This window comes from Aquimarina besae (assembly GCF_042434905.1).
GTDB lineage: Bacteria > Bacteroidota > Bacteroidia > Flavobacteriales > Flavobacteriaceae > Aquimarina.
Genome location: NZ_CP170199.1, coordinates 3,311,408 through 3,324,432, shown reverse-complemented (window position 1 = coordinate 3,324,432; position 13,025 = coordinate 3,311,408). Strand labels below are relative to the sequence as shown.

Sequence of the window (13,025 nt, the reverse complement as noted above, 5' to 3'; positions counted from 1 at the left end):
GATAATTCCACACTTTTTATGATTTACACACACTTTTCTACAGTTTTTGGCTTATTCAGGTACTATATCTTAGACTTTAGATAAACCATTTATTTATTTTACGGCAAACCCGTATTTTTTTAAATGTTTATATATCAATTGTTTACATTTTTTAAACTTTAACATTTTTTTTCGACATAACGCACAATAACATCGATGAAAATAAGTTATCTATGCAATTGAAAACTTAAAATAACCCCCATCCAAATGAAAAAGTTACCTTATTGTCTACTAATTTTATTGAGTGTTTTATATTTCTCTTGCAGTAATGAGAGCATCGAAGAGCTTGTTTCTGAAGAAGAAGAAATAATTGATGAAGAAGATAATAATGAAGAAGAGGAAGAAGATTCTGATATTACTTCCAGCGATCCCTGTGATTTTGATCTTTCTAGCGTTGCCGCTAATTCTACCGTAGTTATCGACTGTTTATTAGACTTAGAAGGAAAAACGGTGAATTTACCTACTAACGTTACCTTTGATTTTGAAGGTGGTGACATCTTTAATGGTACACTCGTGTTTTCTGGAGGATATATCGATGGAAGACTTTTAAATTCTAAGTTGGAAACACAAGGAGATGTGTTACTTAAAGATCCTACTTTTAAATTTAAAGCATCACGTTGGGAAAATATTGTGCAAGGACAAACAACATCGGATATCGCTTTAAAAAATACTGCTGAGTTTGAAGGATTAATGTACAAAATTAAGGAAATGGGTGGAACAACATTTGAAACGAATGTTTTTGATGCCTATTTTGAAACTACAAAGGTTACCAGTACAACATCTAATCAAAACTTTTATGCATCTGTAGAGGCAATTAATGTTCCTTCGAACTTTCATTTAAAAATGTCTGACAATACAAAGTTACGCCAGTTTCCTGCAGCTTCTGGTGTAGAAAATGGTACTGTAATAGCGATCAGAGATGTAGATAATGTTATTGTTTCAGGAGGTTTTATTATTGGAGATAGGAATCAAAGAATTTACTCGCCAGAAGATGTCGGATTAGAAGGAACTCACTTAATGCATATACACTCTGGAAGAAATGTAACTATTGATGGCGTAAATTTTGTGGAAGGTTCTAAAGGTGCTATCGCAATTTATTCATTAGGTTTTTCTTTCAATCCTGATTACAAGCCAACAACAAACGTAAAAGTGGTGAATTGTACTTTTACAGATATTCGTAGAATGGGTATTGCGCTTACCGATGGACGTGATATTCTTATTGAAGGAAATACATTTACTAATATTGGTCAGCCTATGTCCGGATCTGATGGTGGTGAGGTTGGATATGCTATCAACATTGAAGCATTCAGAACTCGAAACAGTGCGGGAGTTCTTATGGAAAATGAACTTGCTTTCGATATATTAATTACCAGAAACACAGAGATTAATAGTAGAGTTGGATTTACTGCAGCTACTATCGGTCAGAAAATCACTATAGACGATAATGATATACAAACAAGATGTATAATATCTCTTGCTAACGAAACTAAAATCACTAATAATAGATTTAGTGCATCGCCGGCAGCTGGTGAAACTTTTGCTGTGTTTGCAGCTGGAAGCCATAGTGATACTGTTTTTGATAATGAGGTAAGCGGTAATGAAATATCGGGTTATGCTATCGGAATTGCTACAGATACTAATGATATTAATGTTTTCAATAACAACATTACAAATGGAGATATTGGACTACAATTAAAAGACACATCTGACTCCAGTTTTTATAACAATACTATTAACGTTAACCAAACAGGAATTAGTGCAACCAATACTTTTGTAAATAACACGACTATCAACGATAATACAGTAACTGCTGGTAGTTTTCATTTATACCTAACCGGATTTAATAATTCTTCAGACTCCAATGGATATAGCATCACTTTAGAAGGAAATAAGTTTTTAAATTCTAAAAAGGTTACAATCAATAACGCCAATGGTATTATCTTTAGAAATAATGAAGTAACTGGTGGTATTGAATTAGGAACTTCTTCTAATATCGATATTTCCTCTAATACAAAGATAGATCCTAACGATAGTGATGGCATCCGTTTGTACGGTACTCATTCTGATGTTTCTATTACTAACAATAATATATTAGAGCCTTCTGGAGCGGACAGATACGATTGTATAAATAATAATTCTGATACTCCAAATGCAATTACTTTAAACGGTAATACGTGTGCAACCAGATAAGATAAACGTGTAAATAGGTAACCCCTGTATATATAGCGAAGCCGGAATTCATTATTTGTATTCCGGCTTTTTATTTTATAAGTCGATTTTAAAGTTTCTTTTTACTGCATCAAATTTCCCATTTGGTCCAAGCGGAATATCATCTACAACTTGTATTCTATATTTTATATTTTGACCTAGTCTATCTTTCAGGTTATAAATAAGCTTTTCTTTCATTTGGTCATCAAATTTCTGGTCTGCGATCAAGTTTACCAAAATCTCATCTGGAGTTTCCTGAATAATTTGACTCTTCACAATGCCTTCTAAACCTTTATACGCGGTATCCATTCTTCCCACGTATCCTTTTTCTTTGGTCCAAAGGATATCGTCCTCTCTACCTGTCAGTTTCTCTATGATTGGCATAGCACAACCACAGTCACAGGTTTTTCCTTCCTCTGATAGCAAAACAGTATCCTCTATATTATATCTAATTAAAGGTGTTTTAAGATTTGTGAAACTGGTAACCACCAATTGAGCCACTTCTCCTGGTTTTGCTTTTTCTCCTTTTGTATTTACGAATTCAAAAACACCGGAATCCGTATTTAAATGTAAGTTACCTTGTTTACATTCTGTAATAAAAGGACTTCCTTCGCTAGATGCATACTGATTATATACGTGACAATTAAAAGCCTTTTCTATTTCCAATCTTTGATAGTCATATAAGGTTTCTGCAGTCACGGCGATAGCCTTTGGCACAAAATGTAATCTTAGATTGTTTTGATTGATACATCTGCTTATAATATATAAAGCAGAGGGATAACCATCCAAAAGAACAGGATTAAAACGGTTCAATTTTTTTACATAATGAAACAGGTTTTCATCTGTTAAATGATATGTTGACATTAATAATTGATTCTCAAAATAATTATATACCCAAAATGGTGATTTTTTTGCATCCGGCTTTACAATTAATCTTCCGGAGAATCGAACTTGCTTTACCCTCTTGGTTTCTAATCCGATTGCTTTATGAAATCTTCTCCAGAGAGCAAAAGATCTATTGATTGATTCTTTATCAAGATAATTAACGGTTGGTGCTCCAGATGTTCCGCTGGTATAGGCAACTCCATCCGTATTTCGGCTTTTATTTACCAATATATCCGGATTCGTTTTTCTTTCAGCTTTTGTTAGAATTGGCATTTTCTGAAGCACATCATAAGGATTTTCTTCTATATCCTTCAGTTCCACTCCCAATTCCTTCATCTTTTTACTATACCAATCAGAATGCTCTAATACTTCGGATAACAACAATGTCAATCTAGATTTCTGATACGAATCAATTTGATCACTATCAGCATTCCACAAAGCGATGTATTCATTTAAAAACGTATCAAACTCCTTTGTATATCGTTGTTTTGAATTCTGAAACGCTTTTATATTTAACAATATAAACTTAAACGGATAAGGTAAGCTATTGTATATTTTCTCCTGCATTTTTCCCATAGCTATGCTTTTACTTGTTCTAAATAAAATTCCTGAATCTTTTGGGTATTCGAAACGATATCATAGTTACTATCCACTATCTTTTCTGTATTATCATTTTTTATAGTAGCATCTATTTCTAATATCTTCTTAGCCCAATATTCAGCAGGTTTATCAATGGAAAGAAACGCTATATCCTCTGTAAGACTTACTTCTTTAGTAATGCTATCAGAGGCAAAAACTTTGATGCCTGCCGCCTGTGCCTCTATCAAAGTAACTGGAAGGCCTTCATAAAAAGAAGGAAAAACAAACACATCAAACATCTGAAAGAGTTCAGGAACATCTGCCCTTACTCCCAAAAAATGCAAGTTCCCTGAAATTGATAAATTTTCGGCTTCCTTTTCCATAACTTTTTGCAAAGGTCCATCTCCTATCATCACCAAATCACAATCTGGTTTTTGTTTAATTACAGCGGCAAAGATCTTTAGTAAAAAGGTATGATTTTTTTGACTTGCAAATCGTCCAACATGACCAATCACCAATCGATTTTGCAAATTAAAATCCTCCTTATATTTTTTTGCGATCAGAGGGTTGTACTTAAATTTCTTCGCATCTATTGCGTTATTCATGGTTCTAAAAGGAGTGCCATTTCCAAATAACCAATTCCCTGCTTTATCTCCGCAAGAAAATAGATGTGTAGCATCTTTTTTTACTTTCTTTTTTAGTTGAAGTTTAATTAGCTTCTTGAACGTTTCTTTTATGCTTTCTTTTTGAGAAAAAAATGAAGAAAAACTCACATCATCAATGGCAATATGAGCGTGTGCTATTCTACAGGGAATATTAAATTCCTTTGCAATTTTTAAAGGAAAGCAACTAAAAGTGTTCAGGTGAGAATGAATCATAGCATATTCTTGATGTTCCTTGAAAAAAGATCTTAACTTCTGGTAATAGTCTCCTGGAAAAAGTGGATTGATAGCATCGAATCTATAGATTTCCCCACCTAAACTTTCAATTTCATCATCAAAAGCAGCTTTTTCTTTTCTATGAACTAAAAAGTCAAATTGTACTTTGTCCTTATCAATCTTACGATAATAATTCATGATCATAGATTCTGCTCCTCCTCTATTCATGATCGTAAAAATCTGTAAAACACGTATGGTTGCCATTAGAATTCTCCTTTAGTTTTATATCGTATATACAAGTTTAATAACACTCCAAACGGTATTGCCAAAATGGTAGTTAACTTCTTTGGTGACTCGCTTATAAAAGCACTATTTTTTGTAAACATAGCACTGGATACATAATGTATAGCATTTTTAAATCGATCTTTGAAGTTCTCTGCGAGTTTCATTCTGCTTTTTCTAGAAAATGCAAATCCTTTGGGATGCCTTCTATATTGTTTCAAGATATTCATACTTGATCCATCTTGCATATATTCTACTTCACATAATACTTCATTAATGGGTAGCAGTTTATAGTCTTGATCAATCAATTGATATAAATACCCGAGAGGAACGAAACGCTCTCCTTCAAAAATAGGATATGTAGGATATTTCTTCACTACCTCAGTTCTATACACTAATTTTTTATCCCCTAAAACTTTATGTACGTTGTATAAATCATACAAAGTGGTTTCTTTGATGTGTTCGGGAATTTTGGTTCCAATAATTTTACCCTCCGGATCCGCATCTAATCCTACTAACCCTGCAAATTCTGGTTTGTCTTTTATTTTCTCCCAAGCAACAAGAATCTTTTCTATCGCCTCTTCTCCCATGCAATCATCACTGTCAATACATACATTTAACGTAGTTTCAGTTAATCGATACGCTGCATTATGCCCGCCATGCATCCCCTGATTTTCTTGATAATGATATTGTATATCAATTTTACCTTCCTTCATCCAGGAAGCTACCAAAGCTTTAGTATCATCGGTCGAACCATCGTCTATAATTAACCAAACAAAATCCTGGTTAGACTGATTGATTAAACTCTCATAACACTTATGCAAACAATAAGCCCTGTTATAGGTTGGTGTAAATACAGTTATGGTTTTCATTAGTTGATTGTTGTTTAGTGATTATCCCCAATATAAATAGTACATCATATATGTAAACGAAAAATAAACCAGCATGACTTTCCCTATCATAAAATGCTGATTCTTAAAAAACTCCTTTTTTAAAAATGGATAAATAATGACAATAGCCATCATAAACCAAGATAAATAAGCAAACCTATTGGAGTAATTAGCTTTAATCACCAAAATCCAAAATCCATTGCAAATCAGATACGTATTGAGCAACTGATAATAAAATTTATCTTCAAATTTCTTTTTATAAATAAAATACCATCCGGCGAACACAGCAAAAGCACTATGGAATAAGAAATCCCAACGAAATCCTGTACTAGCAAACGTATTTGCATCCACTTCGGATGTTAAATAACCTGTAAGTCGGTCATCTCCAAAACCTAAACCAGCAAAAAGCGTAATCCATAAACTTCCCATGACCAAAGAAAGTGGAATACAAAAAAGCCACCCTTTAAAAAAGGTTTTGGGATTATTATAAAAATTAGTTATAACATAAGCAAAAATTGGTAGGAATAATGTTTTATGAAAAAATGTCGCAGCTAGAAAAAACAAAGCCATAACAACTTTGTTTTGACGGTAGCACAATCCCCAAAGAAAAAGAGAGGTAGCAGCTCCATTTCGCATCCCATTAACTCCGTACGTCCAAAATGAAAACGAAACAATGAACATTACAAAAGAATAATACCAATATTGCCCAAATAATGTCTTCGAAATTTTATATAAAGGGAATACGTATATGAATGCACAAATAGTAAAAAATGTATGTGCTGATACGATCTGTGCTAGAGTTTTCATAAACACATGCCATCCGTAGTCATTTACTTCTGGAATATCTCCACCTAAACGATACCTATCAAAAGTTACGATGTAATTGACGGTATCCCCAAAAATTCCGCTAATAGGACGTTGACCTATATAAAGAATCAAAAAAATTAATAAAAAATATCCTGAGAAATTGATAAAAACAATATTCTTATGTTCATTAATCTGTAAAATTCTAGTATGCAGTAAAGTAAAAACAACCAGAAAGAAGCATAAATTAATATACAACGGATAATAAAACTCTAATGGCACAAAAGTGTTCATTTTACTATGCGATATTAATTATTATATGATTACTATTCTTTTGCACTTTACGGTTTCTTATTTATATCAAGAATTTAAAACTATATTTTTTTTCCATCTTGTTTAATAATGCGCGCGGGATTTCCAACAACAACACAGTTATCCGGAATATCTTTAACTACTACAGCACCTGCCCCTATAGAACAGTTATTTCCGATTTTGATATCACCAATAATAATAGCACCGGTATAAATTGACACATTATCGCCAATGATTGGTCGTTTCCCATCAACCTCTCCAACAGTTACTAAATGATTTACATACAAATTCTCTCCTATGAAATCTGCATTTAGAATGGTACTGTATGGATGTCCTGTGAGCACTCCTCCTCCAAGTTTTGTACTCATATCAATCCTAAAATATTTCTCTTTTCTACAATAAATATTTAACAAGCTGGATACAATCCCCCTGTTTCTAAAATAAAACAATGTTCTAAAGTCAGGTGAATTTGTTAAGAAATTTAAAAGTAGTGATACTTTACCGCCTTTCGCTCCTTTGGCAGTTGCCCAGCGTTCTATATCCTTATCGATATCCTCTTTATTTTTACTCATTTGATAAACTATCACGTGAGGCAATAAAAAGATCTTGTAAATATTTAAAATTAATGATCTCATCTCTTACTTATTAAATCATTAAACATTTCTTGCCAAAGGTTCATCACCGTATCCAATTGATACTTCTTGACATTCTCTCTGGCATTTACGCCCATTTTTTGTATACTTTCCTTATCATTCATCAAATTAGTAAGCTCATTTACGAAAGTATCGTTATCGTATATAGGTACGAGAATACCATTATTCTTATCTATAATATTTCTAGGTCCATAAGGACAATCAAAAGATACAATAGGTAAACCACAAGCCTGCGCTTCTAGTAAAACTAATGGAAAACATTCATTATGAGATGTCATCACAAAGATAGAAGAATGCAGCATCTCCTCTTGAATTTTATCTGTAGACCCCATAAGTTTTATAGTATCCTGAATACCTGCTCTATCAATTTTATCTTGTAGCATATTTATATAACGCTGTTCTCCATTACCATAAATATGAAGTTGCCAATCTTTTATAGCTTTTGCAATTTCTGCCCAGATATCAATTAATATGTCATACCCCTTTACCGCGGCAATCCTTCCAGCAGTAATGATTCTATTATTTGAAAGATCGGATACATCATCAGGATAAAAAGTCAATGGATTGGGAATAACTAAGGTATTTTTACTTTTATAGTAATTGGATTCATCCTTATTTAAAATAACTAACTTATCATATTTTGACTCTACGTAATCCGCATATTTGAAAAAGTATTTTTTAAATAAACTTGGATTTTCTCGTTTATCTTTTTCAATATATCTTGAATAGTGAAATTCTTTTACTTTGGGAATACCTTTTACAATAAAAGGAACAAAATAAGTGTCTACACTATGACTACAAACAACCACCACGTCTGGTTGTATTGCTTTCAATGCCGATTTAGTTCGGGAAATATGCTTTGGTAATTTTTTAAGATTGACCGGATGAAAATAAGACTTTCTTCTATTATAGTTAATTCCTAAATCTTCAAAAGTTATCCTATCATCAAATGCATAACAAGCTTTTTGTTGTTTTTGTTCTGTCGTAAGTATATATACTTCTAAATTTTGCTGAGCGGCAAAATAATTTGCTTTGATGGATAGTACTCTTTCGATACCACCGTGCAAATAAACCTGATCAATAATAAATACTATTTTCATCTTGAAGAGGTGTTTTTTAAACTTTTAAACAACAGATCCCATTCTTTTGCAATAGTTTCGGGCAGGTACTTTTTTACAGTTTCTTTGGCATTGATTCCAAAGGATTCTCTTTGTTTTTGATTCTCAATCAATGATATAATCCCCTCAGCAAAAGCATCAATATCACCATTTTCTACTAAAACACCGTTCTTTCCATCGGTAATAATATCTGAAGGACCATATGGACAATCATAGGAGACACAAGGAACTCCATATGCCATTGCTTCTGTTAACACCATACCAAAACCTTCAAAACGGGAAGACATCGTATAAATTGAAGCCTCTTGATACTTTTCTGAAATATTTTTTATGGGTGGATAGAAATTTACTGTATTCGATATTTTTAGTTTATTTGCCAAAATATCCAATCCCTCCCGCTCATCAATCGTACCGTATATATCTAAAGTCCAGTCAGAGTGCTTTTGTACAACTTGTTTCCAACTTTTCAATAAGCGATCATATCCTTTTTGAAAGCTATGCTTTCCTACAGCCAGTACTTTTTTATTTTCAAGGGTGCTTTTTGCCTCTGGATAAAATGATAAAGGATTCGGAATTACTTTCAGATTTTTAAAAGACCACTCGTTAAGATTTCCACGGGTTAATACAACAAAATGATCATAAAATCTGCCTCCAAAATTCATCAAACCATATTTGACAGATGTAATGATCCTTTTTGTTAATGATCTTTTTCCTTTTTTAATCTCAACACTTCTGGAAACATGCCGCTCATAGATCATAGGACAAGGCTTTCCAAGAATTATAGGAACGAAAAAACCTTTTAAACCATCATCACATACTGCAATTACATCGGGCTTTAACTGTTTAATCACTTTACGCAAACCGTTCATATATCCATACATTCTAGCTACAGGATTCCCTTTGGCGCTTACATTATGGTATGTTAATTTTGGGCTAAAATCATAGAAAAGATCATTGGTATCCTGATTTAGCGTAACTATATGTATATCGTAATTATAATCATCGGTAAGTTTACTTGCCTTAATAGAAAGCACTCTTTCAAGTCCCCCGGGACCATCTATACGATTCACAATATATACAAGCTTCATAAAACTTACTTAAGATTTCTACCTTAATTTTGTTTTTTATTTTTTTATAACGATATCCAAGTACGGGTAGCAAAATCCACTGGTTAAATTTTTATTGAGAGATTTTAAAAATTTAATGTATCGCAATCCTTTAAAACCAACTTTTAAAAATGCTGATTTTTCAAATTTCATCAAGCTACTGACTACATTTAAATCTTTTAAGGGTGCGATCGCCACTTCAAATTCATGATAACTAGCTCCTCTTCCCCATCTTTGAAATTTCATCATACTTTCATCATCTAATTCTCTATAAGAATCTTTGAAATTCTTTCTGTTAGAAAACTTAGAATAATAATAGGCTAACTCATCAGGAAGCCAATCATAAAAAGGCAAAGCTGCAGTATGCGAATCGTAATACCACAATCTGTTGGGTGTTTCAATAACAGCAAGATATCCTCCTTTTGACAACATACTCCAAGCTTGTTTTAATGATTCTAACCGTTCGCTCACTGTCATATGTTCCAGAACAGCATAATAGATAATGTAATCAAACTTTCTATCACTAAAATTCTTTTGGATTTCTTCTCCGTTTACGTGATGAAGTTCAGCTTCAAATCCGGCAATTCTCATTCTATCTTTGGCCACTTCGAGCGCTCCAGCATCAACATCAACCCCAACCACTTTAGCACCTTGTTCACTTAAAGCTAATGTAGATATTCCTGTACCACAACCAATTTCTAACACAGTTGCTCCATTAAGATCTTTAACACTATGTAACCATGGAGCAATACGATTTCTATTATAATATAGTCGTTCAAAGAGCTGACCGCTAATCGCTTGATTGTATTCCTCTGTAGATAATCTACTTTTAGTATTACCTCTATCTAAATAGTTTTCTTTCAGCGATTTGGTTAGTTCTTTTAATTGCTCTTTGGTAAATGCAGTATGTTTTTGTTGCATTTTTTTTGGAGCTTTAAAGAATCTATCCTTTAGCAGTTTTTTAAATACCCTTTTCATCGTTTGTGTGGTTGATTAGATTTTACTTGTTACTTTTTCTTTTAATGCATTGGCTAAATCGTGGTGTTTTTCAAGGTTTTTTACCGTTGTTTCGTTGGTTATTTTCCCTTCTAATCCAAAGTTAGAAGTATAGGCTCCTGTCTTACTATCGATATCTATTCTGTTAAACAATTCAAGAATTCCATCAAATCGGCAGGAGTCTACAAAACTATCAAAACCATTAACAAAAATTACCGGTGTTCCCATCGCCAAGCATGGTAAAGCACAATGAATTCTTGAAGTAATTACGAGTTTTGCTTTTGCATACTTATTTAAAAGATCTTCTGCCATCGCGAATTTCTCTTCGTCTGTATACGTATTTGATGGTGGTTCTTGGTTAATAAATGTAGCACTATCCAACACTTCTTTACTTATGAACTTTTTTATATGCTTATTCTTTTTTCCTAGCTTAAAAACAGAACAGTTAAGGAAATTTTTTATAGTAATTTTTGTGTTGTAAAACACTTTTTCAGGTCTTGGGTAACTATAAAGAGGATCTACAATATAAATATCTTCACCTCTTTCTGAATCATCCACTTTATAAGAATCTAGTGTTAATGTAAGACATCCTGTAAAATAGGCATCAATGCCTTTTGCTTTTAGCGTATCTGCAGTAAATTGGTCTCTACACCCTATAGGTTCGTGTTTTTTTAAATAAGCAATCCCTTTTTCACTTAACATAGCAGGCGCAGCTGTATTATTCATATGAAATGACACAAATACAGGATCTATATCGTCTGAGGGTACCCAATTATGAATATTATGGGTAAACCATCCATTCATGATTAATTTTATGGGATCCCCTTTATATTCACCCAATCGTTCTCTATTCAATAACATATCAACTTTTGGCAAAAATTGCTTTGCCGCTAAACTTTGAATATTATCTCCAACATTAAAGAAATTCTTATTCTCATCGTATGTAAGTAGTCCGTACTTCATGAATTCTACAATTAACCCAGTTTTTTTATTCTATTTGAATTTTCTATATATACTTTGTAACCAAGGAAACTTATTTCTAATGATAAACTTTAGCCTATTTTTTCCTTTATTCGCATTATTTATTTTTTCTTCTAAAAGGCGATCTACTTTTCCGTTTCTGAAATCATTCATATATTCGGTTTCGATCTCCTTATCCTCAAAAACAAAGAAAGTATCAACACTTTTTGCTTTTTCCATAAGTTCCCACCAAAAGTATTTTACTCCTTTACTTCCCGAACCAATATGCAATATTTGATAAATCTTGTTATAAACACTACCATCAACTTTAAAACCGTATTCATTTGGATTCTGGTTGTTGAGTATCAGGCCTAAAATAGTTCTAAAACATTTTTCGCAATAACTACAATTAAACTCTGTCCTTTTTTCAGAATAACACACTCGTAATCTGAATCTCTTATTTTTTTCTGAAGCAAATTTTGCAATTAGGTCTACCTTATCTTGCCTCTTAAGTTCATAACCATCATGAAACACCTTAAAACTGGAGCCCCAAGTTATTTTCTCGTCAATCTCTGGTGTTGATCCCCAATCAATATCTATATGATCTGTATAAGATGATGCTATATGAACAGATTCGTATTTATTTACAAAAGACAAAGGAGCGATAGATCCTACCAGTGCCAGTCCGTGTTGCACTTTTCCCCACCAACCAATATCTTTTAACAAAAGTTCTACCTGATACGTGTAGAAATCCCGAAGATTGGTTTCTATGTATTCTTTATTATTGCCTTTTAAAAGATCTTCGCTTTCTATGAAACCAGTGAAATCATTCCATTGATTTTTATCCTTGATCGTAATATCTGCTCCGTGAAGAGTTATTAAATCAGGTTTCTTATCATAGATTCTTATATATGTGGCATATGCATCTACCCCCCCACTAAAAAGCATTGCGGATTTATTTCCATCAAGCTTATTTTTTATCAACTTTTTAGCGATCAGTTTACCTTCAAAAGAATTGGAAGGATCTCTTTTTGTAAACTCTTTTTTAATTTCTTCCTGTGCATTGAAAAAATCTTTATCTACTTCATCTACTTCGATATCAAAACCTGCGAACCAAGCCATGGGCAACACATTCGATAAAAATGGAATTATTGAAATACTTTCTGGCGTTGAACTGACATCTATTTGATATTTTATATAAAATGGATCATTTTCTACAAATAGTTTCTGGATATTAGAACTAACTGAATAGTCATAATTGATCTTTTGACCATTTTCTGAATATCTAACCGAATGTAATCTTAAAGTATCCATT

At 32.7% G+C, this 13,025-nt stretch carries 11 protein-coding genes; 1 reads left to right on the top strand and 10 read right to left on the bottom strand.

Annotated elements, in window-relative coordinates; translation table 11 throughout:
- Positions 1-246 precede the first annotated feature (246 nt).
- Positions 247-2,229: a right-handed parallel beta-helix repeat-containing protein gene (locus tag ACE94K_RS14555; RefSeq protein WP_378173676.1), complete on the top strand. Its 1,983-nt coding sequence runs from the start codon at positions 247-249 to the stop codon at positions 2,227-2,229.
- A 75-nt stretch (positions 2,230-2,304) separates the two neighbouring features.
- Here ACE94K_RS14555 and ACE94K_RS14550 read toward each other — a convergent pair whose 3' ends face one another.
- The 10 genes from ACE94K_RS14550 to ACE94K_RS14505 all read right to left on the bottom strand — a co-directional run bounded on the left by ACE94K_RS14550 (position 2,305) and on the right by ACE94K_RS14505 (position 13,024).
- A complete protein-coding gene (locus tag ACE94K_RS14550) occupies positions 2,305-3,708 on the bottom strand; it encodes a phenylacetate--CoA ligase family protein (protein WP_378173673.1) in 1,404 nt (467 codons plus the stop codon).
- A 2-nt stretch (positions 3,709-3,710) separates the two neighbouring features.
- Positions 3,711-4,853 (bottom strand): glycosyltransferase family 1 protein, encoded by a 1,143-nt coding sequence (locus tag ACE94K_RS14545; RefSeq protein ID WP_378173671.1) that lies wholly within the window; start codon positions 4,851-4,853, stop codon positions 3,711-3,713.
- Complete coding sequence (locus tag ACE94K_RS14540; protein ID WP_378173668.1) at positions 4,853-5,743, bottom strand: glycosyltransferase family 2 protein; 891 nt, start codon at positions 5,741-5,743, stop codon at positions 4,853-4,855. Before ACE94K_RS14540 ends, ACE94K_RS14545 begins: the two co-directional genes overlap by 1 nt.
- A 21-nt stretch (positions 5,744-5,764) precedes the next feature.
- Positions 5,765-6,859 (bottom strand): EpsG family protein, encoded by a 1,095-nt coding sequence (locus ACE94K_RS14535; RefSeq protein ID WP_378173665.1) that lies wholly within the window; start codon positions 6,857-6,859, stop codon positions 5,765-5,767.
- Positions 6,860-6,939: 80 nt separating this feature from the next.
- The gene (locus tag ACE94K_RS14530; protein ID WP_378173662.1) at positions 6,940-7,512 is read right to left on the bottom strand and encodes a serine O-acetyltransferase; all 573 of its coding nucleotides are present in this window, start codon (positions 7,510-7,512) and stop codon (positions 6,940-6,942) included.
- Positions 7,509-8,630 (bottom strand): glycosyltransferase family 4 protein, encoded by a 1,122-nt coding sequence (locus ACE94K_RS14525; RefSeq protein WP_378173659.1) that lies wholly within the window; start codon positions 8,628-8,630, stop codon positions 7,509-7,511. Before ACE94K_RS14525 ends, ACE94K_RS14530 begins: the two co-directional genes overlap by 4 nt.
- Positions 8,627-9,736 (bottom strand): glycosyltransferase family 4 protein, encoded by a 1,110-nt coding sequence (locus ACE94K_RS14520; RefSeq protein WP_378173656.1) that lies wholly within the window; start codon positions 9,734-9,736, stop codon positions 8,627-8,629. The genes ACE94K_RS14525 and ACE94K_RS14520 overlap by 4 nt, the downstream gene beginning before the upstream one ends.
- Positions 9,737-9,772: 36 nt before the next feature.
- A complete protein-coding gene (locus ACE94K_RS14515) occupies positions 9,773-10,732 on the bottom strand; it encodes a class I SAM-dependent methyltransferase (protein WP_378173654.1) in 960 nt (319 codons plus the stop codon).
- 15 nt (positions 10,733-10,747) lie between these two features.
- On the bottom strand, positions 10,748-11,713 hold the full coding sequence (locus ACE94K_RS14510; protein ID WP_378173651.1) for a polysaccharide pyruvyl transferase family protein: 966 nt from the start codon (positions 11,711-11,713) through the stop codon (positions 10,748-10,750).
- Positions 11,714-11,743: 30 nt separating this feature from the next.
- Entirely contained in the window at positions 11,744-13,024 is a 1,281-nt protein-coding gene (locus ACE94K_RS14505; protein ID WP_378173648.1) for a hypothetical protein, read from the bottom strand.
- Position 13,025: the final 1 nt, after the last annotated feature.

Excerpts from the sequence above, each read along its gene's own strand:
- ACE94K_RS14535 (WP_378173665.1), bottom strand. The coding sequence starts at position 6,859 with ATGAACACTTTTGTGCCATTAGAGTTTTATTATCCGTTGTATATTAAT.
- ACE94K_RS14555 (WP_378173676.1), top strand. The coding sequence starts at position 247 with ATGAAAAAGTTACCTTATTGTCTACTAATTTTATTGAGTGTTTTATAT.
- ACE94K_RS14525 (WP_378173659.1), bottom strand. The coding sequence starts at position 8,630 with ATGAAAATAGTATTTATTATTGATCAGGTTTATTTGCACGGTGGTATC.
- ACE94K_RS14510 (WP_378173651.1), bottom strand. The coding sequence starts at position 11,713 with ATGAAGTACGGACTACTTACATACGATGAGAATAAGAATTTCTTTAAT.
- ACE94K_RS14540 (WP_378173668.1), bottom strand. The coding sequence starts at position 5,743 with ATGAAAACCATAACTGTATTTACACCAACCTATAACAGGGCTTATTGT.
- ACE94K_RS14550 (WP_378173673.1), bottom strand. The coding sequence starts at position 3,708 with ATGGGAAAAATGCAGGAGAAAATATACAATAGCTTACCTTATCCGTTT.
- ACE94K_RS14545 (WP_378173671.1), bottom strand. The coding sequence starts at position 4,853 with ATGGCAACCATACGTGTTTTACAGATTTTTACGATCATGAATAGAGGA.
- ACE94K_RS14520 (WP_378173656.1), bottom strand. The coding sequence starts at position 9,736 with ATGAAGCTTGTATATATTGTGAATCGTATAGATGGTCCCGGGGGACTT.
- ACE94K_RS14530 (WP_378173662.1), bottom strand. The coding sequence starts at position 7,512 with ATGAGATCATTAATTTTAAATATTTACAAGATCTTTTTATTGCCTCAC.
- ACE94K_RS14515 (WP_378173654.1), bottom strand. The coding sequence starts at position 10,732 with ATGAAAAGGGTATTTAAAAAACTGCTAAAGGATAGATTCTTTAAAGCT.
- ACE94K_RS14505 (WP_378173648.1), bottom strand. The coding sequence starts at position 13,024 with ATGGATACTTTAAGATTACATTCGGTTAGATATTCAGAAAATGGTCAA.